This is a genomic window from Streptomyces sp. NPDC048331 (genome assembly GCF_043201215.1).
Taxonomy (GTDB): domain Bacteria; phylum Actinomycetota; class Actinomycetes; order Streptomycetales; family Streptomycetaceae; genus Streptomyces.
On sequence record NZ_JBICYT010000009.1, the window covers coordinates 105,430 to 127,356 of the forward strand.

Genomic DNA, 21,927 nt, shown 5'->3' on the forward strand with positions numbered 1-21,927 from the left:
AGTCGATACAGGACGGGCAAGGGAGGCGATGAGGACTGCGCGTGGGCGCGGTGAACGTGCCGGGACCCCGGGCGGAGCCGTCAAGCTCCCGGGCCGGGCTGCTGGAGTCTGCGGCGCTGCCGGCGTCGTCAGGGGCCGGGCAGTGGCAGGCGGCCGTGTGGCACGCACGGCGGGGTGAAGCGGACGCCGTCATCAGCTTCACGACGTACAACGTCCAGGCCCGCTCTTTCGGATCCTGCCAGGCGCCCGACGGCGCGCGTTGGTCCGGCAAGGTCTGGAAGAGGGGGCCTGGCGCCCCCGGCGGGTCAGACGGTGTTCTGGACCGGCAGCGCCGCCACCATCGGATGGTCCTTCTCGATCAGGCCGAGCTTCGCGCTGCCGCCGGGGGAGCCGAGATCGGTGAAGAACTCGGCGTTCGCCGCGTTGAACGGCTGCCACGGCTCCGGGGTGTCGTCCTCGAAGTAGATCGCCTCGACCGGGCAGGCCGGCTCGCAGGCGCCGCAGTCGATGCACTCGTCGGGGTGGATGTAGAGCATCCGCTCCCCTTCGTAGATGCAGTCGACGGGGCACTCGTCCAGGCATGCCTTGTCCTTGACGTCCACACAGGGCAGGGCGATCACAAACGTCATCGGGCTGCCGTCCTCTCCGGGTCGGTGCTGCTTGCCGCTCTGGCCTGGCCGACCGTAGGGGCTCAAGTAGACTTGAGGTCAACAGGAGGCGGTGCATGACGACTCATCAGCCCGGCGGCGCCTGGGCCACCCCCGACGACTGGCTGGGCATCGGCGAGGTCAGCGTGCGGACCGGGGCGGCGGTGTCCGCCCTGCGGTTCTACGAGGAACTCGGCCTGATCGCGTCCGAACGCGACGAGCGCAACCAGCGCCGCTACCCCCGGCACATGCTGCGCCGGGTCGCCCTGATCTCGGTGGCGAAACGGATCGGCATCCCGCTCCAGGACCTCCGGGAGGCGTTCGTCGACGTACCGCTCGACCGGCCGCCGAGCCACCAGGAGTGGCAGCGCGCCTCGCGCGGCTGGAAGCGCCGTCTTGAGGAGCGCCGGCAGACCATCGAACGACTCGAGGCCGAACTCACGGGGTGCATCGGCTGCGGCTGCCTCTCGATGAAGGCCTGCGCCCTGCTGAACCCTGGCGACGCACTCGCCGAGGACGGTGCCGGACCCCGACGCCTGTAGGGGTTCCGGGTCCAGGTCCGTCACGGGGCCGGGGACGGAGGCCTGCGCCGCGATCGTCGGACGGAACTCTGGCCCCACAGCCGGAAACTCGACGATCCGTCGTGCCCACTACCGCGATCCTCTCGCTGTCGCTACGAGGGACCGGTCGGTCGGACCTTCCCGCGCGACCCCCTGCGTGAGGGCAGAGGGCTCCCCGCTGCAACGCTTGCTGCGGCTTGCGCGGGCCCCTTCGCTGGGCAACTGGCCGCTGGGCGGGAGACGGTGCCCGGGCGGGCTGTGCGCCCAGCGCGGAGGAGTCGAGCCCAGGAGGCTGATTGCTTCGGTCGCTGGAGCCACTTGCCGATGACGGCGCCGTCCTTCAGCATGTCGGGTGCGACGTCGGGCAGGTTGCCGTTTCTGCACACCTGCTCCCGCGGTCCCTGCCGCGGTTCCGGTGAGGGACGTGCCGGCTGCGCGCATGGGCACGGCCGGTGCCGCGTGGGCCGCTCTCCGCCGGGTCCCTGCCCCGCTTCGACCGCCGCCCCGCGCCGCTTCCGCTGCTGCGCCGCGGCTACGGACCGAATGACGCTCCCTGCCGGCTGAACGGACGCCGGGTGCGTACAGGCCTGACCGATACCCGGCTGAAACGCAACCGCGGGTCCCACGAAGGGCTCTCCTGACGCCCTGGAAGCGCGCGTTGCCGAGGCTGTGCCGGTACCGGATCACCGCGTACGCGCTATCGGAAGGCAATTGCCGTGCTGAGCACCCCGTACCGTTCTGAGGCCACAGGGGGAGTGGAGCCGTCCGGCCCGCTTCCGCCCCGTCCCGCCGGCCGCCCCCGAGGGCGCGCGGTCCGGGCTACCGGCCGTGGCCTGCTGATCGCCGCCGGCGCGGTGTGCGCGGCCCTGACGATGGCCTTGCACACCTGGATCCCGAACGGGGCCGTCAACCTCGGCAGCCTGTTCCAGACCTTCCTCCCCTGGGCCGGGCTGAGCGTCCCCGTCCTCCTCCTGGCGGCCGCCGTTCGCCGCTCCCGGCTCGCGGCCGTCGCCGTCCTGGCCCCCCTGACCGTCTGGGGCTGCCTTTTCGGCGGCACCCTCACCGACAAGCGATCCGAGCGATCCGAGCGGTCCGGCGGCGCGAACTTCACCGTGGTCAGTCACAACGTGGACGAGGAGAACCCCGATCCGGCGCGGACCGCACGAGCACTCGCCGCATCGGGCGCGGACGTGCTGGCCCTGGAGGAGATGTCCTCGAAGGCCACGCCCGCCTACGAGCGCGAGCTCGCCGCCGGCTATCCGTACCGCTCCGACACCCTCGGCGTCGGACTCTGGAGCAAGCACCCCCTGAACGGCGTGGAAGCGGTGCCGATCATGCCGTGGACGCGTGCCGTACGGGCCACCGTCGAGACCCCGGGCGGCCCCGTCGCGGTCTACGCCGCCCACCTCGCCTCGGTACGCGTGACCCCGGACGCCGGATTCACCACCGCCCGCCGCAATGATGCGGCCCGGAAGCTGGCCGAGGCCGTGCGGGCGGAGTCGCTGGCCCGGGTCGTCGTGATGGGCGACTTCAACGGGACGGCGGAGGACACGGCCCTGCGACCGGTGACCTCCCAGCTGACCTCCGCGCAGCACGAGGCGGGCGCCGGCTTCGGCTTCACCTGGCCCGCCGCGTTTCCCGTGGTCCGCATCGACCAGATCCTGGTGAAGGGGATGAGCGTGACCTCCGCGTGGACCCTTCCCGCCACCGGCAGCGACCACCTCCCCGTCGCGGCCGCCCTCCGGCTGTGACGGCACCGCAGGCCCCACTGACTAGGATGACCCCACAAATGTCCGTTTCTGAGCAAGTAGGTCGCGTGTCGGCACCCCGGGTCCCGGACCCCGTCAGCGTCCTCGTCGTCGAGGACGACGCCACCATCCGCCGCGCCGTCCAGTTGTCCCTGGAGCGGTACGGCTATCAGGTCGAGGTGGCCGAGAACGGACTCGACGGCCTGGAGGCGTTCCGAGCCGGCCGGCACGACCTGCTGATCCTGGACGTGATGCTGCCCGAACTCGACGGCATCGGGCTGTGCCGCCGGATCCGCGAGGAGAGCCTGGTCCCGGTCCTGATGATGTCCGCGCGCGGCGACGCCCTCGACGTGGTGTCCGGACTGGAGGCGGGCGCCGACGACTATGTCGTCAAACCCGTCGACACCCCCGTCCTCGTCGCCCGCATCCGGACGCTGCTGCGCCGCGCCACCTTCCGGCCCGCCGAACCGGGGCCGACGCCGGCGCGGGGGGCCGGACCGGCGCATCCCGCAGTCGTCCCCGCGGATGCGGGGACGCCCCCCGGGGAGCTGGTCTTCGGGGACCTGTCCGTGAACACCCTCGGTCTGGAGGTACGCCGGGGTGGACGGCCCGTCCCGCTGACCCCCACCGAGCTGCGGCTGCTGCTGGAGTTCGCGGCGGCTCCCGGCGCCGTGCTCGACCGCCGGCGTCTCCTGAGGGACGTGTGGGACTACGGCTGGGAGGGCGACACCCGGGTCGTGGACCTGTGCGTGCTGCGGCTGCGCAAGAAGATCGGAGCCGAGCGGATCGAGACCGTCCGGGGCTTCGGCTACAAACTCGTCCGCGGCTGAGGGGGCCGGCCGCACCCATGGCACTCCTCAACCCGCGCGCCCTGCGCTGGAAAATCGCCGCCCTGACCGCGGCCGCCTGCTGTGCGGTGGCCGCCGTGATCGGCGTCCTCGTCCACCGGGCGATGGCCGAACGAAGCGACCACACCTGGAACGAACGCCTCTCCGCTCGCCTGGCAGCCGCGGAGCGCGAGTACACCCGCACGGGCACCGCGCCGCTCGATGTCGAAGTCCTCACTCCGGAGCGGCTCGACGCACCTCTCGCCCGGGCGCTGGCCGCCAAGGACCCGGCCGCTCTGTACGCGACCTGGTACGACCGCAAACCCCCCAACTGGTACTGGATGTGGGCGGCCATGCCCGTCGACGGCGGCCGGGTACTCGTCGCCCGGACGGACATGAGCTCCGAGGTACGTGGCCTCCAGCTCCTGGACCGCAGCATCGTCCAGGCCGTGCTCGCCGCCCTCCTGGTCGTCGTACCGGTCGCCGCCCTGGCCACCGAACCGATGAACCGCAGGCTGCGCCGGGGATCGCGTACGGCCCGGGCCATCGCCGACGGCGACCTCGACGCCCGGATCGGACCGGGCGGCCGGGCCCGTGACGAGATCACCGAGATGTCGGCGGCGGTGGACGAGATGGCCGCCGCCCTGCAGCGGAAGCTGGAGGGCGAGCGCCGCTTCACCGCGGACGTCGCGCACGAACTGCGCACCCCGTTGATGGGGTTGTCCACCGCCGCCGGGCTCCTCCCGGAGGGCGACGAGGTGGCCGAGCTCGTCCGGGACCGTGCCCGAGCCCTCAACGGGCTGGTCGAGGACCTCCTGGAGATCTCCCGGCTCGACGCCGGAGCCGAACGGGCGCGGACCGACGTGGTGCCGCTGGACGAACTGGTCACCGACATCGTCCGCCGCACGGGGACGCCGACCGCCGTGGCGGTCCGTTCCACCACGATCCTGGAGACCGACCCGCGCCGGGTGGAACGGATCGTGGTCAACCTCGTCACCAACGCCCACCGGCACGGAGCCGACCCCGTCGAAGTCGCCGTGGAGGCCACCGGCACGGGCGCGCGGATCCTCGTACGGGACCGGGGCCCCGGCTATCCCGCCGCGCTGCTCACGGAAGGCCCGCAGCGCTTCCGTACGGGAAGCCCCGAACGGGGGCGCGGGCACGGACTCGGGCTGACCATCGCGCTCGGGCAGGCGGACGTCCTCGGTGCCAGGCTGGCCTTCGCGAACGCTCCGGAGGGGGGCGCGGTCGCCACCCTCGACCTGGACGGCGGACGCGCTCCGTCAGACGGCTGAAGCACAACCGCGACAGGCCTTCCCGGCGACGGAAACGGGCTCGCGCGGGTCCGGAAGCGCGGCTCCCCGCGGGTGACCCTTCTTCGTGGGCCGCGCGGTCTCACGCCTCGGGTGGCGTGCCCACGTCGTGGCGCTGCCGCCGGCGGTGTTTGCGCATGGATACCTGAGAGCCGCAGCCGGTACTGCAGTACAGCCCTCCCCCATTGCGGGTGCGGTCGAAGAAGCCGAAATGGCATGGGGGGTTCCGGCATGCCTTGATGCGCCCCCAGTCGCTGCTCTGCGCGAGCGTCGTCACCGCGGCCAGTACGGTTCCGAACACGCGCGGCACCCCCGTCTGTGGGGAGGTCAGCTGTGCACCGTCGGCCGTGACCACCGTCGCCAGCGGGTAGAGCGACCCCACACGTCGCAGGTGCCGCTCGGCGCCCAGCAGCGGTCCACCCAGGCCCTCCTCGTCGCCCGAGTGCGCGAGCAACACGGTCACGAGGGCATCGCGCAGCTCGCGTGCGACCGCGGCGTCAGCGTCGGTCACCACGGTCTCGCCACCGAACTCGTCGCGCTCCGCCAGCCACGCCGCGAACGAGTCCCCGTCCCCGAACAGCTCGTGACGGCCCGATCCGTCCGCGCGCGTGTTCACGAACGCGAGAACGGTCCGCGCCGTCGGCGGGACGGCGGGCGAGCTGGGGCGGGGGGTTCCGGATGCCGCTGTGGTCATCCCCCCACGGTACAGCAGGGTGCTAGGTACTAATACAGCTAGCAAGCAACCTTCTGGTCGATGGAGGTTGACTAGTTGCGAGCTAACGACTTACGGTCGCAACATGAACAGGACGCCTCACCCCCAAACCCCCCTCCGGACGTGGCTGATCACCGGCGCGACGTCCGGCATCGGCCGCGAACTGACACTGCAGGCGCTGGAGAACGGCGACGCCGTCTCGGCTCTCGCCCGCGACACCTCCTGCCTGGACGAACTGGCGGAAGCACACCGCGAGCGCCTGCTTCTCCTCCAGGCGGACGTACGTGACGAGCAAGCCGTCCGGGACGCGGTGCAAGGCACGCTCGCACGCTTCGGCCGTATCGACGTCGTGGCCAACAACGCGGGATACGGACTGTTCGGAGCCGTTGAGGAGGCCTCCGACACACAGGTCCGCGCGGTGTTCGACACCAACGTCTTCGGAGTGCTCAACGTGCTCCGCGCGACGCTGCCGGTACTGCGAGCCCAGCGGTCCGGGCACATCCTCCAGGGCTCGTCCGTGTACGGGCAGTCCGCCCACCCCGGCGTGGGTCTGCTGGCCGCCACCAAGCATGCGGTCGAGGGGCTGTCGGACGCGCTCGCGGCCGAGGTCGCACCGCTCGGCATCAAGGTCACGATCATCCAGCCCGCGCTGACCGCGACCCCCTTCCTCGCCAACCTCGACGTCGCCGCCGGCCTGGGCGACTACGACCGAACCGTCCGCGAGGTGCAGAAGGGCATCGGAGAGCTGCCGGCGTCCGCGTTCTCCGCCGCGTCGCGCATCGCCACAGGCATCCGCACCGCGGTCGATGCCCCCAACCCCCCGCTGCGCCTGGCCCTCGGCGCCTCCAGCACGACAAGCATGCGCCCGGCCTTGGAGGCACGGATCGCAGACCTGGACGACTGGCAGCGTGTGACCGAAGCCGTCGACAGGTAGTGGGCGACCGAGCCCGCCGGGAACACGGTCTTGGCGCAGGCGGCCCCCACCGCCCGGCCATGACCACGTGGGTCCGGGCCGAACGACGGACGGCTACGATGCCGGCGGAAGGAGTACCAGTCATGATCCTCCCGAAGATCCGGGACCCTCGTTTCGTGACGATCCGCCGGGGCGGGACCCTCACCGACGCGGATCACCGTCTCCTCGCTCTGTGGGCGGCATCGTGTGCGGAGCACGTCCTGGACCTCTTCGAGCAGGTTCGGCCCGAGGATCCACGACCGCGTCGAGCGATCGAGCATGCCCGTGCCTGGGCGCGCGGCGAAGTCAAGATGATGCGAGCTCGCGCGGCCGGAGGCCATGCGATGGGCGCTGCCCGAGACCTGCGTGGCGCGGCACGGCATGCCGCGTACGCCGCCGGTCAGGCCGCGGTCGTCGCGCACGTCGCCGCCCACGAGCTGGGTGCGGCCGCCTATGCGATCAAGGCCGCACGTGCTGCCGCGCGGGAAGACCACGGCGAGGGCGAAGCGGCTGCGCGACGTGAGTGCCGGTGGCAGCGTGACCAGCTCCCGGAAGCGATCCGCGAACTCGTACTTGATGATCAGCAAGTGCGGAACGACATCTGCTGGTCGGTGTTCGACTGCTGAGCGTGAACCCGGGCGCCGGCCACTCCCGCCACCTCCCGCGTACTCCTTCTTCATCGCAGGCGGAACCCGCGTACGGGTATCGATGTCAGTGTCGGTAGGTAGCATCCGTGGCCAGGTTGGTGACCGGTCCACCCCCAGTGGGGAGGGACGGGGTCGTGAACGGCTGCGAGGAGCGTGTGGCGATGGCGAACGGTGACAGGGCCGTCGGACCGACGCCGGATTCCGACGACGAAGCCGCGCTGTTGCGGCCGTTGGCGTTCGCCGAAGGCGGGGGTCTGCCACTCGCGCTGTGGGTGGCCCTGGCACGTGCCCTGTCGGGTCACCCATGGACGGCTCAGGACGTGAGCGTGTTCCGGGACCGGGCGGGTGAACTCCTGGTCGAGACGCGGACACCGGAGGGCGCGGCCTACCGGTTGCGTGCTCGGGGAGCTCGGTCGGGCGAGCGGCAGACGCAACGGGCGGTCACGAACGCGTTGCTGGCCGAGGTGCCCCTCGACGACGACGGGCACCGCGACTGGTCGGCTGCCGCACCGTACATCGTCGACCATCTCGCCGCCCATGCCGCCGCGGCCGGTGCCCTGGACGAGATGCTCGATGACGCCGAATACCTCGTGCACGCGGACCCGCGGGGGCTGCTCCGCGCGCTGAACATCCCGGGCTCGTCCCAGGGGACGGTGCGGCGAAGCATCTACCGAGCATCCGTCCACGTCCATGCCACCGCGACCCTGCCCGAAAGGCGGGACATCCTCGCCGTCGACGCCGCGCGCCACGGTGAGAGCGGCCTCGCACGGGAGCTGTCCCGCGGCCGCCCGTGGCGGCCGCGTTGGGCGACCGGCACGATGGTGCATCCGGCGCTGCGCTTCACCAGGACGGGATCGGGCGTGGACGCCGCCGCGTGCACCGTCATCGACGGGCATCCCCACGCGGTGACCGGCTGCTACGACGCGAACGTCCGCGTGTGGGACCTGGTCGACGGAACCGAGCGCCTCGTCATCACCGAGGACGACGGGGTCTACGCACTGGACTGCGTCGAGATCGACGGGCGGCCCCATGTCGTCACGGCAACCTGCTCCGGCAGCCTACGGGTGTGGGATCTGGACACCGGGGCCGAGCGGTTCGCCCTCGGAGGTCACAAGGGCTGGATACACGCGGTGTGCTGCACGGTGATCGACGGCCGGCCGCACGCCGTCACGGCGGGAGAGGACTGTCTGGTCCGGCTGTGGGACCTGGTCGACGGGTCGGAACGTGCGCGGATGCCCGGCCACACCGAGGACGTACGAACGGTGGCGATCACCGAGATCGCCGGCCGGCCCGTGGCCGTGACCGGTGGCGATGACACCACGGTGAGACTGTGGGACCTGGAGGACGGCGTCGAGCGGGCCGTGCTCACCGGTCACACCTCTGCCGTCCACTCGGTGGCCTGCACCGTGATCGACGGCATCCCCCACGTCATCACCGGGAGCGGCGGGGAGCACGCGGCGCGGGTCTGGTGCCTGACCGACGGCTCGCAGCGCGCGGTGCTGGGCGGGCCCACCTCGTGGACCGTTGCCGTGAGCTGTTTCGAACGTGACGGACGCCCCCACGTGTTGACCGCCGGTGGTGACTGCACGGTGCGCGTGTGGGATCTGACCGAGGACACGGAGCGCGCCGTCCTGACCGGACACCACGGCTACGTGGACACGTTGGCCTGCACGGTGATCGACGGGCGCCCGTACGCCGTGAGCGGCGGCCATTCCGCGCCCCCGCGCGTGTGGGACCTGAGTGACGCCGCCCTGCCCGCGGGGCACAAGGGTCATACCGCTACCGTGCAGGTCGTGGACGCCGTGGAGATCGACGGCCGTCCGCACGTCGTCACCGGAGGCGACACCACCATACGGGTCTGGGACCTGGCCGATGGGACGGAACGACGCACCCTGCCCCACGGGCACCGTGTGGAGGCGCTCGCGTGCACAACGGTTCACGACAGCCCCTACGCCGCCGTCGGAGGCTGCTGCGGCGTCGCCCGGGTCTGGGACCTTGCCGCAGGGACCGGGCTTCGGGACCTTCCCGGGCCCGACCGCCGGGTGGAGACCCTGGCGTGGGCGGACGTCAACGGCCGTCCCTACGTGGTCACCTCCGACCAGGACCGCACCGTACGCGTGTGGGATCTGGACGAGGAAGTGAAGCACCCGATCCACAGCGACCGCACCCGGTCGGCGGTGCGGGCGATGGAGCCCGTCACCGTCGACGGCCGCCCCCACCTCCTCACGGGCAGCGATGACGCCGTACTGCGGTTGTGGAGGCTCACGGAGAAGGGCCGACGCGTCACCGCCACCGTCCACACAGGGCACCACTGGGTACGGGCACTCGCCGGCACCGTCCTGGAGGGCCGTCCCCACGCGCTGACCGTGGGCGGGAACGACACCGCGGTACAAGTGTGGGATCTGACGGACGGCACCCTGCGATCCACCCTGGCGGGACACCCCGCGGGAGTCCTGGCGGTGGCCTGCGCCACGCGAGGCGACCGCACGGACGCCGTCACCGTGGACGCCGGCGGTACGGTCCATGTCTGGGATCCCCTACCGGCTCGGCTCCGGGAGAAGGTCGCGCTGCCGACGCGGGCCCAGTGCGTGATCGCCGTCGGCCAGGACCTCGTCATCGGCATGGGCGACGACGTGGTCGTACTCGACCGCGATCACTGAGGCAGGGGCGGGGCGGACGGTGACGCGTCCCGAGGCCGCGTGCGGCGCGGGCGGGCAGCGGGGCCCCGGTGGACGCGACCGCCGCCGCCGGGCGCGCCGTGCGGGGGTGGCGGTGGTGCGTCAAGGCGCGCGAGTACCTGTTTCCGATCGCACGGTCGCCCCAGGGACATCTCAGATGGGGTTCGGCAGGGTTCGGTAGGCGGCTGCCATGCGGGAGGAGCCGGTGGTGACGTAGTCGTGGATGCCGGCGAGGTAGTCGTCGCGGTCGAGGAGGCCGTCGGCGTCGGTGTCGAGGTCGTCGAAGGCCTGACCGGCGTCGGCCTCGGTGTTGCTGGACGCCATGCGCAGCCGGGTGAACTCCTCGCGGGTGAGCCGGCCGTCACCGTCGTGGTCGGCGATGTCGAAGAGGGAGCCGAGGGCCGGCCGGCAGGACCGTTCGAAGGCGTCGTGTCCGGCCCAGGTGCGGTACTCCTCGAACGTGACCCGTCCGTCGTGGTCGGCGTCCATGTCCGCGAACACCTCCTCGTGCGCGGCGCGTGCCGTGTGCACCACGGGGTCGTCGGCGCCCCGGCCCATGGCGGCCGCCGCACGGTCGACCCGCGCGAGGTATTCCGAACGGGTGATGGCGCCGTCGCCGTCCCTGTCGAGCATGGCGAAGATGCGCTGCTTGGCTGCGTCGGTCATGGTGGCGGTGGCTTGCTCGGGCACTGTCCTGTTCCTGTCTGCCGTCTACGGGACCGTCGGCCCGCGCGTCCCGTTCGGCTCATGCGGTGCGCGGGCGCGGGCGCCTGCGGGATGACACCGCCAAGATCATCACGTTCGTCCGCCGGCCGGCCTCCGCCCCGCCCGACGTACACCCGAAAGGCTTGCGTGACCGCTGAGCCCGCCCCTGCCCGGCCACACGTGCCGGGCCCTGGAGCGTGCGGGGGATCACCGCTGAACGGCCGGGTGGGGTGCCTCGTCGTCGGAGGTGCGGAGGCGTTCGATGAGGTGGTCGCCGTTGTCGGGGTCTCCACGCTTGCGTCTGGGCCGTGGTGTCCTTGACGGCTGGAGGTACGCGTCGGTCAAGCCCGGCCGGTCGTCGTGACGCGGCAGGGGACCTCCTCGCCTCCGAGGATCGACGGCCGACCCGGCCCGAGGGCGCCGGTCGCCCGTACGGCGCGATCTGCCGGCGGGGGGTGGTGGTGGACCGGGACCGCGTGATGAGTCCGCGACACCCGTGGAGCGGTGTGTGCCGGGTGGTGTTTATGGTCTTGGGGTGATCCAGCCTCTTACGGGGCCTCCTACATGGAGGCATGCCCTTGCCGCATTCCTGATGGTCTTTCTGATATCCGTCTGCTGGTACGGGCTGCAGCCGGTCCCTCAGGAGTGCGTTCTGTTGCACGGCGGGGGGACGAGTTGGAAAGAGGCGTATCGGCAGGCCCTTGAGTCGGGGGTGTGCGAGGAGCCGGCGCGTTGGCGGACCTGGATCGAGTGACCTGGTGCGAAGCCCCCGCGAAACCTGGGCGGGACGGGCGCCCGAAGCGGCTTGCCGGTGCGGGAGTTCACCGGTTCCTCAGGGCACGATTCCGTCTCCTCGTCTCGGCGAGCCAGACGGTGAGGCGTTCGTGGTGCCTCTCGGCGAGGGCGCGGATCTCCTCGGCGTGCGGGCCGCCGGCGGCCGTGCGGTCCCACAGGACCCTGCGCGCATCGTCGCGAGCGGCGGCTCGCACGGCCGGCAGGGGGTCGTCCAGCAGGCGCAGGGCGGTGAGCAGGGCCGCCGGTTCGAACGAGCGGGCCAGCAACTGCATCGCCAGTGATCGTCTCTCCGGCGGCTCGCCCGATGCCGTGAGAGCGACGAGCTGTGCCACCGTGACCTCGCTGCGCGCGGCCCACAAGGCGCCGCGCGCGGCCCGGGACACCTCTTTCGCCGGGTCGGTCAGCAACGGCAGGGCCTCGTTCCAACCGATGTCGGGACTGAAGGTCACCCTCTTCGAGCACGGGGGCTTCAGCGGGGAATCAGCCGTTCTCAACTCGGACCTCGGGGGCGTCGGGGCGGACCTGCGCAGCAAGGTGTCCTGCGTGATCGTGGAGAAGGCCTGAGGTCCGCGGCGGCGTAGGCGTCGGCCAGGACGGCCACCGCGCGGCCAGGGCTGCACCCCCACGGGCCCTGCCCTGTGGTCAGTCATCGGGGGTGGGTACGTCGTTCCGGCCGTGGGCGAGGATCGGCAGAAGGGCCTCGGCGGCGTCGCATTCGGTGCAGGCGGTGGTGCCGGGTCGTGCGAGCTCGTCGAGTGCCTGCGTGGTGCCGAGCGGGTGCGCGCGGTCGGTGGCGTTCGGGCAGCCTTCGGCGTGGACGGTGGCGGGCCGGCCGTGGGCGCGGCCGTCGAGGAGCCACGCCCACCGGGCCGGCACCGAGGTACGGGTACGTGGGTGGGCCGGGATGCCGCCCAGGTCGACACCGGGTAGCGGGCGCAGCTGCTCGGCGGTGACCCACGTGCTGTACTCCGCCGGCTCGACGCCGCCACCCACGGCGGTCTGCCACAGGGGCACGCCGATGCGGTACATCCACAGTCCGGTGTCGAGCTGCTGTCGTTCGTAGAGCCGTACCCGCTCGATGGCCTGCCCGTCGGGGAGGACCAAAGTGATCGGGGCCGACGGGGAGGCATCGGACACGGTCAGGGGCGGGCCGGCGGTTCCTGCCGGACCTTTCGGCACTCCTTGCACAGCGGATTCTCTGGGGCGCGGGGTGTGGTGCAACGGAGCAGACGGTGAGTTTGTTCAGCTCAACGCGCGGAGTGCCCAGAGTATTCGGTGCAACAGGTGTGGCGCTATCACCGCTTGGGGTGACGCGTGTGGGGCCGGGACCATCGGCCGGTGCGGCGAACGGTCCCGGCTTCGGCTATGCGGTTGTCGGTGCCTCGACCGTCTTCAGCGGGGCGGTGTTCTTTTCCCGGGTGGGCAGGAAGGTGATGACGAGGATGGTGGTGAGGGCGGCGAGGCCGGCGCAGATGAAGGCGACGGCGCTCATGCCGGAGACGAAGGCGTCTTGTGCGGATTCCAGCAGTGTTCCGCCCTGGGGAGCGGGGAGTTTCTCGGCGGCTTTTGCGGCTGCGGCGACGTTGTCGCGGATGGCGTCTTGTGCCTCGGCGGGGAGCTGGGCGGGGACGTCGGGGTCGACGCCGCTCTGGTAGAGGGCGTTGAGGGTGGAGCCGAGGATGGCGACGCCGATGGAGGCGCCGATCTGGCGCATGGAGTTGGCCAGGGCAGAGCCGGCGCCGACGTGTTCCTCGGGGAGTGAGGAGAGGATCATGTCGAGGGTGGTGGGCATGGTGAAGCCGAGGGCGGCTCCCATGAGCGCGAGCGCGCTGCCGGTGACGGTGAAGTCGGTGTCGGCGTCGACGCCTGCGAGGACGAGCAGGCCGATGGTCCACATGATCATGCCGACGGTGATGACGGCCTTGGGGCCGGAGCGTTCGGCGATGCGGCCGCCGAGGCGGGCAGCGACGACGAGGGCGAGGATGAGGGGGAGCAGGTGCAGGCCGGTGGAGAAGGCGTCCTTGCCCTGGACCTGCTGGAAGAACTGGGGGACGACGAAGAGGACCCCGAAGAGGATGAACATCACGTGTGAGACGGTGATGCTGGCCCAGGTGAAGCGCTTGTTGCGGAAGAAGCCGAGGTCGACGAGGGGGCTTGCGGTCTTGCGCAGCCAGATCACCAGCGCGACGAGGAGGATGATTCCGCCGATTCCGGGCAGCAGGACGGCGGGGTCGCTCCAGCCGGAGTTGGGGACTTCGATGACGGCGTAGACGAAGGCAGTGACGCCGGCGATGGACAGGGCGGCGCCGATGAGGTCCAGTCGCTTGGCGTTGGCGGCCCTGGTCTCGGGGACGAAGAGCACAATGCCCGTGATGGCCAGGACGACGACGGGGACGTTGATGAGGAAGATCGAGCCCCACCAGTAGTTGTCGAGGAGCCAGCCGCCGGCTAGGGGGCCGAGGGGGACGCCGAGGGCGAAGCCGGCGGTGGTGATCGCCATGGCCTTGGCGCGTTCGGCGGCGGGGAACATCAGAGGCACGATGGCCAGGGCGAGGGGGGTGATGGCGGCCGCGCCGGCGCCCATGATGACGCGGGCGATGATCAGGCCTTCGGAGCTGTCGACACCCATGACCATGAGTGATCCCAGGCCGAACAGGAGCAGGCCGCCGATGAGGACCTTGCGTCGTCCGATGCGGTCGCCGAGAGCGCCGAAGGGCAGCAGGAGTCCGGCGAAGGGGAGGGTGTAGCCGTCGGTGAACCACTGGAGTTCGGTGGTGGTGGCGGACAGCTCGTTGGAGAGGGTGGGCAGCGCGACGGTGAGAATGGTCGCGTCGAGGCCGACGATCATCAGCCCGAAGACGGGTGCGGCGAGCGCGAGCCAGCGTCGGCGGGCCGGAGCTGGGGCCGCGGTCGGGTCGGTGGTGGGTCGGGTCGATGGCACGAGTGCTCCTCGGACGTGACGGGTCGTGTGATGGATGCGGGGCGGGCGCGGTCCGCAGCTGGCGGGGTGGTGTGTGGGGGGCGTGCAAATGCCGTCCGGCCCGGACGGGGGAGACCAGGCCGGACGGCGGTTCGGTGGTTAGCCGCAGCAGGTGCAGTTCGGGCCGCAGCAGCTGTCGGCCGTCTTCACGGGCTCGGCCTCGTGGGTGTGTGCGTGGGTGGTGGTGGGGGCGCAGCAGCCCTTGCCCTGCCAGGCCTCGGTGCCTTCGCGGAGGGCGATGGCGGCGATGATCAGGGCGGCTATGGGGTCGGCCCAGGTGTAGCCGAATGCGGTGTTGAGGAGGAGGCCGACGAGCAGGACTGCGGAGAGGTAGGTGCACAGCAGGGTCTGCTTGGAGTCGGCGACCGCGCTGGCGGAGCCGAGTTCACGTCCGGTACGCCGTTGGGCGGCGGACAGGAACGGCATGATCGCCAGTGACAGGGCGGCCAGGATGATGCCGGTGGTGGAGGTCTGGGCTTCGCCGTTGCCGGTCAGAGCACGTATGGAGTCGACGGTGACGTAGGCGGCGAGCGCGAAGAAGGAGACCGCGATGATGCGCAGGGTCTTCTTCTCTCGTGCCTGGCGTACGGCGTGGTCGCGGGCGGAGAACTGCCAGGCGACGGCGGTGGCGGAGGAGACCTCGATGACGGAGTCGAGTCCGAAGCCGATCAGAGCGGTGGAGGAGGCGATCGTGCCGGCGGTCAGTGCGACGACGGCTTCGATGACGTTGTAGGTGATGGTGGCGGCGACCAGCAGCCGTATGCGGCGGGCGAGCAGGTCGCGCCGTGCCGGGGCGGGTCCTAGTGAGATGTCGGCGGCCATCGGTGGTCCTTCGCGTCGGTGCAGAGGGAGAGTCAGGGGGCGCGCTGTCTTGGAGCGGCGTGGTGCCGCCGGTCCCGGGGGCGGGAGGGTGGCGAAGGGGGATGCGGGCAGCCTGCTGGAGGCCGGCGCCCCTCGAAGTTAGTGCAGGATGTGCTGAATTCACAAGGTGGTGAACTAGATTTGCCCGCACTTAGGATGCTGCCGCGCACGTTTCCCCAGGTCGGCGCGCAAATAGATACTTCAGGTATGGCTGAATTCAGGGATGTGGGTACTCTGGGGGCATGTTGACTATCGCTCCCGAGGTTGAGGTTCTCGCCCGGTTCGGCCGTGCGCTGGCCGATCCGATCCGCTGCCAGTTGCTGCTGGCTCTGCGTGAGGCGCCGGCGCATCCGGCGGATCTGGCGGATCGGCTCGGGATCTCGCGGACACGGCTGTCGAACCATCTGGCGTGCCTGCGCGACTGCGGCCTGGTGGTGGCGGTGCCGGTGGGGCGCCGTACCCGCTACGAGCTCAGCGATGAGCGTCTGGGGCATGCGCTGGATGATCTGCGTTCCGCCGTGATCGCGGTGGAGGCGGACCGCACCTGCCCGGACGCGGAGGAGAAGGGCTGCTGCTGACCCCCGCCACCGGGCGGGGGCCGGAGCCCGTGGTGTCAGGCGGTGGTGCGGTCGGCGCTCTCCAGCGCTTCCTTCAGTCGCTGGAGGGTGACCTTCATGGTCTGGCGGTTGTGGGTGGCGCGGTCGTGGATGCCGCTGACGAGGGGGCCGATGAAGTGCATGACGCGGCCCCGGGAGTCGGTCCATGTCTCGGTCACCTTGGTGGCCTGGCCGCCTGCTACGGGCTCGAAGGTGTAGCTCCAGGTGGCGATCGACAGGCCGATGCGTTCGACGTCGAAGGTGAACTCCCGTGCCTCGTCCGCAGCGGTGACGGTGCAGTTGGTGTTCCATGGCCGGCCCTTGGCGGAGTTGTTGTGGCCGGTGAAGCGCATCCCGACGCGGACGGCGGGGCTCTCGACGGCCGCGCCGGTGCATTCAGGGCTCCAGCGGCCCATGTCGGCGACGTTGGTGACGGCGTCGTACACCGCCTTCGGCGGAGCCTGGATCTCTATGGACTCGGAGACGGTCTTCGACATGACGGACGGTTTCCTTTCACAGGGGTAGGACCGGGTCTGTGACGTGCACCGGCACCCGCCCGCGGGCCGGGCCCGGACCACCCGGTCTGGGCCCGGCGGGCTATCCGCAGACCAGGTTGCAGATGGCGGAGAGTGCGCCGGCGCCTATCAGGACGACGGGTGCCACAGCGATCGAGCAGGCCGCGGCGAATGCGCCCGCGGCGGTCATGGAGCTGCAGCACTTGGGGTGGTTGATCAGGTGGTAGCGGCGGGCGCTCACCTGGCAGGTGCGGGCCGCCGCACGGGTGACGGGCACGGGTGCCGTATCCGTGATGGGTTCGGCGGTCCAGCGGCCGAGTGCGTCGGCGGTGACGTGCCGGCCGCACTGGTTGCGGGCCGCGCAGTCGGCGCGCATTTCGATCAGTGCGCCGAACCGCTCCGCGAAGCGGACGGTCATCTGTCCCTTGGGCAGCGCCGAGCGCAGCGCCTCGCACAGCTCGGTGAACAGGTGGTGGCGCTCTTCGAGGTGGGCCTGTTCATGGGCCAGGATCGAGTCGACCTCGGCGCCGGTGAACCGGTCCAGCAGCGAGTCGGAGATCACCGCGTGCCCGCCCGCGGGCCCCGGGACGCTGTAGGCGAGGGGCTGTCGGCTGGGCAGGACCATCGCGCGGCGGCCCCTGGAAGGCCGGCCGAACAGTTCCAGCAGGGCCCGGTGCTTGGACCGCCGCTTGCAAGCGGCATGGTGCAGTTTCAGGAATGAGTACGCCACTTGCCCGGCGAACAGCCACGCGGCGGCGAGTGCCACCATGTCCGCCGGCACGCTCAGCACGCGGTGGGTCAGCGTGGTATCCACGTGCGTGGCGAACGCGTACGTCCCGGCGAGCAGGGCCGTGAGCGCCCCGACCATGCCGGCGACCCACAACGACAGCGCCGCGCACGGCGCCCGATAGGGCCAGTCGGCAACGGAGACGACCGACATGGTCGCTCCCGCGAGGACTACTGACAACAGCACAAGACAGAGCGCATCCACATATCCCCCGTACGTTTTGTCTCTTTCGTGCCCGTTTTGCGGTCGGACTGGTCCCGCCCCCGGAACGGTCCGTTCGAGCACAGCCTTCGGCGCCCCGTGCGCCGCAGGCTCAGGTCGTGTCGTGATTCCTGTCCTGCCGGCCGAGGGTGTCGGCCAGTGCCTGGCGCGCCTCGGGGCTGATGACGTCGACGAACCGCAGCATCGCCTCGTGGTCGTCGCCCGCGATGCCCAGTGCGTCGCTCATGAGCTCGGCGAACAGCGCCTCGCGGGTGGCGACGGCACTGAAGAGGTGGGCCCGGGTCTGGGTGTCCTGCTTGACCAGGCCCTTGCGGGCCAGGCGCTGCAGCGTGGTCAGCACGGTCGTGTACGCGATGCGTCGCGTCATTGCGAGTGCTTCGTGTACTTCGCGGACCGTCTGCGGCTGCTCGGACCGCCACAGGCAGTCCAGCACCGTCCGCTCAAGGTCACCCAGTTGCGCCATGGCCGACAGCATAGGCGATCGATTCCTGCTTGACTATCGCCGTAGTACTACTGCGATAGTAGAGCCGCTGCGGTGAGCCGGACGGCGCCTCGCCTCCCTCCCGCACGCCTTTTTCAAATGCCGTGAAAACAAGGGGGATTCATGGACTTCTTCACCATGCTCGGCTGCCCGGAAGCGGCCTTCCGGCAGGCCGACGGCGAGTGGCAGGCATCCGTCACCGCCGCGCTGCGCGACAACTTCGCCCACCACGCCGAGCACAACGCCTTCTACCGCGCCCAGTGCGAGGCCGCCGGCATCAAGCCGAGCGAGATCACCCAGCTCGCCGACCTCACGAAGATCCCGCTGCTGCCGGTGCGGATGTTCAAGCAGCCCGACGCGCACGTCCTGATGACCGCCCCGCTGACCGACGTCGAGCTGGAGATCCGCTCGACCGGCACCGGCGGCGTGCCCAGCGTGGCCCGCCGAGACGTCACCACCACCAGCCGCGTCCTGACCGGGATCTTCGCCCAGTACCGCGAGTTCTTCGGCGTAGGCAACGGCGCGGGCCTCTTCCTGTGCCCCTCGACCGCCGAGACCCCCGAGATGGGCATGGTCAAGGCCTTCAACGTCCTCAACGGCCTCCTGGACGACCACGCCTACATCGTGCGCGACTACGCCTTCGACCCCGCCGAGGCCCTCGCCCGCCTCGAAGGGTGGGAGGACGCGATGACCCGCCACATCATCGGCCCGCCCTTCCTCGTCGGCCGCCTCCTGCGCTTCCTGGAACTGGAGGACATCCGACTCCAGCTCGACCCCGACTCCCTGGTCATCACCCTCGGCGGCTGGAAGCGCTACACCGGCGAGTCCATCAGCCGCGAGGAGTTCAACTCCAAGATCGAGACCTACCTCGGCATCCCCGCCGAGAACGTCCGCGACATGTACGGCATGATCGAGTCGAACATGCTGGCCATGGAGTGCGAGCACCACCGCAAGCACGTGCCGCCGTGGTCCTACATCTCCATTCGCGACGTCGAGAACACCGACATCGAGCTGGAGCCTGGCAAGACCGGCGTCATCGCCCTCCTGGACGCCCTCAGCACCGGCTACCCCGCCTTCATCCTCAGCGAGGACGTCGGCGAGGTCGACCACACCCCCTGCCCCTGCGGCCGAACCGGCCAGACCGTCTCCTTCCGCCGCCGCCTGCAGGGCGCCGAACTCGGCTGCTGCGCGGTCAGCATCGAGAAGTTCATCGACAGCCAGGAGATCGTCGCCGAGTGCGAGGTCCCCCAGCCGGCCACCGGCACGGAGGGCTGAGCATCATGCCCCGCTACAGCCCCACCGTCGTCGACCACTTCACCAACCCGCGCAACCCCGGCGAGGTCGAGAACCCGGACGTCACCGCCTTCATCGGCAACCCCGTCTGCGGCGACCAGATCATGCTCACCGCCCGCATCACCGACGGCACCATCGCCGACATCCGCTTCCGCGCCCACGGCTGCGCCGCCTCCCTGGCCACCGCCAGCGTCATCACCGAAGCCCTCCACGGCCAGCCCCTCGACTCCGTCGAGGCCTGGAACGACGAACACGTGGAGACCCTCCTGGGCCGGCTCTCGCCCGACCAGCGCCACGTGACCGCGCTCGGCCGCCAGGTCGCCCAGCGCCTCCTGCGCAACCACCGGGAAGGAGTAGCCGATGACGCGCCCCTCGTCTGTTCCTAGCCCGTCCCTGCCCAGCGAGGACGAGACGGGCATCTACCTCGACAACGCCGCCACCACCCCGATCTGCACCCCGGCCCGCCAGGCCGTCCTGGACGGCATGACGATCACCGGGAACCCCTCCAGCCGCCACGAGGCCGGAGACCAGGCCAAGGAAGCCCTCGACGCCTCCCGTGAGCAACTCGCCGCCCTGCTGAACTGCACCCCGGCCGAGGTCGTCTTCACCGCCGGCGGATCCGAGTCCGACGCCCTGGCGATCTGCGGAACCGTCCTGGCCGCCGAGCAGCCCGTGCACCTCATCACCACAGCCATCGAGCACTCGGCCGTCCTCGAAGCCTGCGAACTCGCCCGCAAGCTCGGTGCCGAGGTCACCATCGTCAACCCCGACGGGCGTGGCCGGATCGACCCCGACACCATCCGCCAGGCGCTGCGGCCGAACACCGCCCTGATATCGGTGATGCAGGTCAACAACGAGACCGGCGTCATCCAGCCCATCAGCGAAATCGCCGCCATCGCCCACCAGGCGGGCGCGCTCCTGCACACCGACGCCGTCCAGGCCGCCGGCAAGCTCCCGATCCCCGCAGAAGCCGACCTCGTCTCCGTCTCGGCCCACAAGTTCTACGGTCCCAAGGGCATCGGAGCCCTCAAGGTCGCAGACCACGTCCGCCTCGCCCCGCTCATCCGCGGCGGCAGCCAGGAACGCGGCCTGCGCGCCGGCACCGAAAACGTCCCCGGCATCCTCGGCATGGCCGCGGCCGCCCGCACCGCCCTCGCCCACCTGGACGACCCCGCAGTCCAGGCCCACCGCTACGCCCTGCGCGACGCGCTCCTGCGCGGCCTCGGGCACGCGGGTGACTTCCACATCAACGGCGACGGTGCACCCACCCTGCCCGACACCCTCAACATCTCCTTCACCGGCCTGCGCGGCGACACCCTCGTCGACGTCCTGGCCGTGCACGGGGTGTGCGTCTCCGCAGGATCCGCCTGCCACGCCGGCAGCGACAGCCCCTCCCATGTCCTGACCGCCATGGGCATCCCGCCGGAACAGGCGAAGGCAGCCATCCGGTTCAGCACCGGCCACACCACCACCCTCACCGAGGTGGAGGAAGCCGCCCGCCTGACCGTGGCCGCGGTCGGCCGGCTGCGCGCACTCGGCCCGATCACCCCGCAGGCGAGCCGTGTCTGAGACCGCGCACATCAGCGACCAGTTCGCGCTCGCACCCCCGCACACCGCCCACGAGGCACCGTTCGTCTCCCACCCCGACCCGGCAACCGCCCGGCAGGTGGAGATCAACGCCCCCGTACGCAACCTGCAGATGCTGGAACTGCAGATCGCGGGCGGCGCCAGCGAGGTCTACGTCGCACACCGCTCCCCGGCAGGCGTCAGCTTCGACGCCCTGCCGGGCCGGCGGGACGGCGACCCCACCCAGATCTCCAACCCGCGCCTCCTGAAATCGATCATCAAGCAGGCACACGACGCAGGCCTGCGCGTCCATCTGGCCGCCGACGCTCCCGCAATCCCCGCCGACCTGCGCGAGGCCTACCTCGCCCACGTCGTCCAGGGCATCGACGCGGGCGCGGACAGCGTCATGGTCGCCTGCCTGCCCGCCGCCCGCCAGGTCCGTGACGCCCACCCCGCCATCCCGCTCACCGCGGCCAGCGGCATGGGCGTCACCACCACCGCCTTCGCCCGGCACCTGCGCGACACCTACCGGATCGGCCGCATCGTCACCCCGCACGCCGCCGGCCTCGATGAGATCGCCGCGTTCTGCCGCCTCGACGGCATCGAGGTCGAAGTGCCCGTGCAGACCGGATCCGGCGCCGACTGCCACTCCTGCCGCCTGCCCGACCAGCGCGGGGCCGGCCTCGGCTGCCGCGCCGGCTACCAGGACGACAACGACAGCGCTGCAACCCGGGACTTGGGCGGGTTCCTCGACGGCGCCTCCGACTGCGCCCTGTGCGACATCCCCTCCCTGGCCGCCCTCGGCGTCAAGGCCCTGCAGATCCCCGGCCGGGAAAGCCCCATCGTCCGACAGAACGCCAAGATCACACAGATGTACCGGCGTGCCCTCAACGGCATCGAGAAGGGCTGGAGCACCCGCCAGACCATCGAGGACATCGACCGCATCGAACTGACCTGGCAGATGGGCTGGGTACCCCGGATGTGCGAGCAGCAGCGCTGCCGCTTCCGCGACACCCCCCGCCGCCGAGCACACGTGTGAGAC

At 71.0% G+C, this 21,927-nt stretch carries 23 protein-coding genes; 13 read left to right on the plus strand and 10 right to left on the minus strand.

From position 1 onward, the window contains the following. Positions 1 to 305: 305 nt before the first annotated feature. Positions 306 to 629, minus strand: a complete 324-nt coding sequence (fdxA, locus tag ACGFYY_RS15830) for a ferredoxin (RefSeq protein WP_393709731.1) — start codon at positions 627 to 629, stop codon at positions 306 to 308. Between the two features lie 95 nt (positions 630 to 724). Here fdxA and soxR point away from each other — a divergent pair, with 95 nt between their 5' ends. The 4 genes from soxR (at position 725) to ACGFYY_RS15850 (ending at position 5,077) form a co-directional block, all read left to right on the plus strand. Next, positions 725 to 1,189, plus strand: coding sequence for a redox-sensitive transcriptional activator SoxR (gene soxR / locus ACGFYY_RS15835; RefSeq protein ID WP_393709733.1), 465 nt, complete (start codon positions 725 to 727; stop codon positions 1,187 to 1,189). A gap of 851 nt (positions 1,190 to 2,040) precedes the next feature. Then, positions 2,041 to 2,958: an endonuclease/exonuclease/phosphatase family protein gene (locus ACGFYY_RS15840; protein WP_393709965.1), complete on the plus strand. Its 918-nt coding sequence runs from the start codon at positions 2,041 to 2,043 to the stop codon at positions 2,956 to 2,958. Between the two features lie 38 nt (positions 2,959 to 2,996). Then, entirely contained in the window at positions 2,997 to 3,785 is a 789-nt protein-coding gene (gene cseB / locus ACGFYY_RS15845) for a two-component system response regulator CseB (RefSeq protein WP_393709735.1), read from the plus strand. A gap of 17 nt (positions 3,786 to 3,802) precedes the next feature. Beyond that, a complete protein-coding gene (locus tag ACGFYY_RS15850) occupies positions 3,803 to 5,077 on the plus strand; it encodes a sensor histidine kinase (RefSeq protein ID WP_393709737.1) in 1,275 nt (424 codons plus the stop codon). A 100-nt stretch (positions 5,078 to 5,177) separates the two neighbouring features. Here ACGFYY_RS15850 and ACGFYY_RS15855 read toward each other — a convergent pair whose 3' ends face one another. Then, complete coding sequence (locus ACGFYY_RS15855; RefSeq protein ID WP_393709739.1) at positions 5,178 to 5,789, minus strand: CGNR zinc finger domain-containing protein; 612 nt, start codon at positions 5,787 to 5,789, stop codon at positions 5,178 to 5,180. A 103-nt stretch (positions 5,790 to 5,892) separates the two neighbouring features. Here ACGFYY_RS15855 and ACGFYY_RS15860 point away from each other — a divergent pair, with 103 nt between their 5' ends. The 3 genes from ACGFYY_RS15860 (at position 5,893) to ACGFYY_RS15870 (ending at position 10,066) form a co-directional block, all read left to right on the plus strand. After that, on the plus strand, positions 5,893 to 6,741 hold the full coding sequence (locus ACGFYY_RS15860) for an SDR family NAD(P)-dependent oxidoreductase (protein WP_393709741.1): 849 nt from the start codon (positions 5,893 to 5,895) through the stop codon (positions 6,739 to 6,741). A 122-nt stretch (positions 6,742 to 6,863) separates the two neighbouring features. Beyond that, a complete protein-coding gene (locus ACGFYY_RS15865) occupies positions 6,864 to 7,385 on the plus strand; it encodes a putative immunity protein (protein ID WP_393709743.1) in 522 nt (173 codons plus the stop codon). Positions 7,386 to 7,567: 182 nt separating this feature from the next. After that, on the plus strand, positions 7,568 to 10,066 hold the full coding sequence (locus ACGFYY_RS15870) for a WD40 repeat domain-containing protein (RefSeq protein WP_393709745.1): 2,499 nt from the start codon (positions 7,568 to 7,570) through the stop codon (positions 10,064 to 10,066). A 171-nt stretch (positions 10,067 to 10,237) separates the two neighbouring features. On the opposite strand, the gene ACGFYY_RS15875 is transcribed toward ACGFYY_RS15870, so the two are convergent. Beyond that, positions 10,238 to 10,774: an EF-hand domain-containing protein gene (locus tag ACGFYY_RS15875; RefSeq protein WP_393709747.1), complete on the minus strand. Its 537-nt coding sequence runs from the start codon at positions 10,772 to 10,774 to the stop codon at positions 10,238 to 10,240. A gap of 836 nt (positions 10,775 to 11,610) precedes the next feature. Beyond that, positions 11,611 to 12,033, minus strand: coding sequence for a hypothetical protein (locus ACGFYY_RS15880; protein WP_393709749.1), 423 nt, complete (start codon positions 12,031 to 12,033; stop codon positions 11,611 to 11,613). Between ACGFYY_RS15880 and ACGFYY_RS15885 the strand changes: the two genes are divergently transcribed. After that, positions 12,014 to 12,148 carry a hypothetical protein gene (locus ACGFYY_RS15885; RefSeq protein ID WP_393709751.1) on the plus strand — a complete coding sequence of 45 codons (135 nt, stop codon included), beginning with the start codon at positions 12,014 to 12,016 and terminating at the stop codon, positions 12,146 to 12,148. The two genes, ACGFYY_RS15880 and ACGFYY_RS15885, sit on opposite strands and share 20 nt — an antisense overlap. A gap of 78 nt (positions 12,149 to 12,226) precedes the next feature. Here ACGFYY_RS15885 and ACGFYY_RS15890 read toward each other — a convergent pair whose 3' ends face one another. The 3 genes from ACGFYY_RS15890 to ACGFYY_RS15900 form a co-directional block, all read right to left on the minus strand. Continuing rightward, positions 12,227 to 12,721, minus strand: a complete 495-nt coding sequence (locus ACGFYY_RS15890; protein ID WP_393709753.1) for a DUF6233 domain-containing protein — start codon at positions 12,719 to 12,721, stop codon at positions 12,227 to 12,229. Positions 12,722 to 12,947: 226 nt separating this feature from the next. Next, on the minus strand, positions 12,948 to 14,525 hold the full coding sequence (locus ACGFYY_RS15895; RefSeq protein WP_393709755.1) for a DHA2 family efflux MFS transporter permease subunit: 1,578 nt from the start codon (positions 14,523 to 14,525) through the stop codon (positions 12,948 to 12,950). 138 nt (positions 14,526 to 14,663) lie between these two features. Beyond that, positions 14,664 to 15,386, minus strand: coding sequence for a cation transporter (locus ACGFYY_RS15900; RefSeq protein ID WP_393709758.1), 723 nt, complete (start codon positions 15,384 to 15,386; stop codon positions 14,664 to 14,666). A 281-nt stretch (positions 15,387 to 15,667) separates the two neighbouring features. On the opposite strand from ACGFYY_RS15900, the gene ACGFYY_RS15905 reads away from it, so the two are divergent. Beyond that, positions 15,668 to 16,003, plus strand: coding sequence for a metalloregulator ArsR/SmtB family transcription factor (locus tag ACGFYY_RS15905; protein ID WP_366694758.1), 336 nt, complete (start codon positions 15,668 to 15,670; stop codon positions 16,001 to 16,003). A 35-nt stretch (positions 16,004 to 16,038) separates the two neighbouring features. Here ACGFYY_RS15905 and ACGFYY_RS15910 read toward each other — a convergent pair whose 3' ends face one another. From ACGFYY_RS15910 to ACGFYY_RS15920, 3 genes are all read right to left on the minus strand, one after another. Next, the gene (locus ACGFYY_RS15910; protein ID WP_393709761.1) at positions 16,039 to 16,518 is read right to left on the minus strand and encodes an SRPBCC family protein; all 480 of its coding nucleotides are present in this window, start codon (positions 16,516 to 16,518) and stop codon (positions 16,039 to 16,041) included. 100 nt (positions 16,519 to 16,618) lie between these two features. Next, positions 16,619 to 17,476, minus strand: a complete 858-nt coding sequence (locus ACGFYY_RS15915; protein WP_393709763.1) for a M56 family metallopeptidase — start codon at positions 17,474 to 17,476, stop codon at positions 16,619 to 16,621. Between the two features lie 160 nt (positions 17,477 to 17,636). Then, on the minus strand, positions 17,637 to 18,008 hold the full coding sequence (locus ACGFYY_RS15920) for a BlaI/MecI/CopY family transcriptional regulator (protein ID WP_393709765.1): 372 nt from the start codon (positions 18,006 to 18,008) through the stop codon (positions 17,637 to 17,639). Positions 18,009 to 18,149: 141 nt separating this feature from the next. Here ACGFYY_RS15920 and ACGFYY_RS15925 point away from each other — a divergent pair, with 141 nt between their 5' ends. The 4 genes from ACGFYY_RS15925 to ACGFYY_RS15940 are packed head-to-tail and all read left to right on the plus strand — an operon-like array spanning position 18,150 to position 21,924. Then, complete coding sequence (locus tag ACGFYY_RS15925; RefSeq protein ID WP_393709767.1) at positions 18,150 to 19,301, plus strand: hypothetical protein; 1,152 nt, start codon at positions 18,150 to 18,152, stop codon at positions 19,299 to 19,301. 5 nt (positions 19,302 to 19,306) lie between these two features. Beyond that, the gene (locus ACGFYY_RS15930; protein ID WP_393709769.1) at positions 19,307 to 19,705 is read left to right on the plus strand and encodes an iron-sulfur cluster assembly scaffold protein; all 399 of its coding nucleotides are present in this window, start codon (positions 19,307 to 19,309) and stop codon (positions 19,703 to 19,705) included. Further along, positions 19,680 to 20,888 (plus strand): cysteine desulfurase family protein, encoded by a 1,209-nt coding sequence (locus ACGFYY_RS15935; protein WP_393709771.1) that lies wholly within the window; start codon positions 19,680 to 19,682, stop codon positions 20,886 to 20,888. Before ACGFYY_RS15930 ends, ACGFYY_RS15935 begins: the two co-directional genes overlap by 26 nt. Continuing rightward, positions 20,881 to 21,924: a U32 family peptidase gene (locus ACGFYY_RS15940; RefSeq protein ID WP_393709773.1), complete on the plus strand. Its 1,044-nt coding sequence runs from the start codon at positions 20,881 to 20,883 to the stop codon at positions 21,922 to 21,924. Before ACGFYY_RS15935 ends, ACGFYY_RS15940 begins: the two co-directional genes overlap by 8 nt. Positions 21,925 to 21,927 lie beyond the last annotated feature (3 nt).

Excerpts from the sequence above, each read along its gene's own strand:
- fdxA (WP_393709731.1), bottom strand. The coding sequence starts at position 629 with ATGACGTTTGTGATCGCCCTGCCCTGTGTGGACGTCAAGGACAAGGCA.
- soxR (WP_393709733.1), top strand. The coding sequence starts at position 725 with ATGACGACTCATCAGCCCGGCGGCGCCTGGGCCACCCCCGACGACTGG.
- cseB (WP_393709735.1), top strand. The coding sequence starts at position 2,997 with ATGTCCGTTTCTGAGCAAGTAGGTCGCGTGTCGGCACCCCGGGTCCCG.
- ACGFYY_RS15850 (WP_393709737.1), top strand. The coding sequence starts at position 3,803 with ATGGCACTCCTCAACCCGCGCGCCCTGCGCTGGAAAATCGCCGCCCTG.
- ACGFYY_RS15855 (WP_393709739.1), bottom strand. The coding sequence starts at position 5,789 with ATGACCACAGCGGCATCCGGAACCCCCCGCCCCAGCTCGCCCGCCGTC.
- ACGFYY_RS15860 (WP_393709741.1), top strand. The coding sequence starts at position 5,893 with ATGAACAGGACGCCTCACCCCCAAACCCCCCTCCGGACGTGGCTGATC.
- ACGFYY_RS15865 (WP_393709743.1), top strand. The coding sequence starts at position 6,864 with ATGATCCTCCCGAAGATCCGGGACCCTCGTTTCGTGACGATCCGCCGG.
- ACGFYY_RS15870 (WP_393709745.1), top strand. The coding sequence starts at position 7,568 with ATGGCGAACGGTGACAGGGCCGTCGGACCGACGCCGGATTCCGACGAC.
- ACGFYY_RS15885 (WP_393709751.1), top strand. The coding sequence starts at position 12,014 with ATGTCGGGACTGAAGGTCACCCTCTTCGAGCACGGGGGCTTCAGCGGG.
- ACGFYY_RS15900 (WP_393709758.1), bottom strand. The coding sequence starts at position 15,386 with ATGGCCGCCGACATCTCACTAGGACCCGCCCCGGCACGGCGCGACCTG.
- ACGFYY_RS15905 (WP_366694758.1), top strand. The coding sequence starts at position 15,668 with ATGTTGACTATCGCTCCCGAGGTTGAGGTTCTCGCCCGGTTCGGCCGT.
- ACGFYY_RS15910 (WP_393709761.1), bottom strand. The coding sequence starts at position 16,518 with ATGTCGAAGACCGTCTCCGAGTCCATAGAGATCCAGGCTCCGCCGAAG.
- ACGFYY_RS15915 (WP_393709763.1), bottom strand. The coding sequence starts at position 17,476 with ATGTCGGTCGTCTCCGTTGCCGACTGGCCCTATCGGGCGCCGTGCGCG.
- ACGFYY_RS15920 (WP_393709765.1), bottom strand. The coding sequence starts at position 18,008 with ATGGCGCAACTGGGTGACCTTGAGCGGACGGTGCTGGACTGCCTGTGG.
- ACGFYY_RS15925 (WP_393709767.1), top strand. The coding sequence starts at position 18,150 with ATGGACTTCTTCACCATGCTCGGCTGCCCGGAAGCGGCCTTCCGGCAG.
- ACGFYY_RS15930 (WP_393709769.1), top strand. The coding sequence starts at position 19,307 with ATGCCCCGCTACAGCCCCACCGTCGTCGACCACTTCACCAACCCGCGC.
- ACGFYY_RS15935 (WP_393709771.1), top strand. The coding sequence starts at position 19,680 with ATGACGCGCCCCTCGTCTGTTCCTAGCCCGTCCCTGCCCAGCGAGGAC.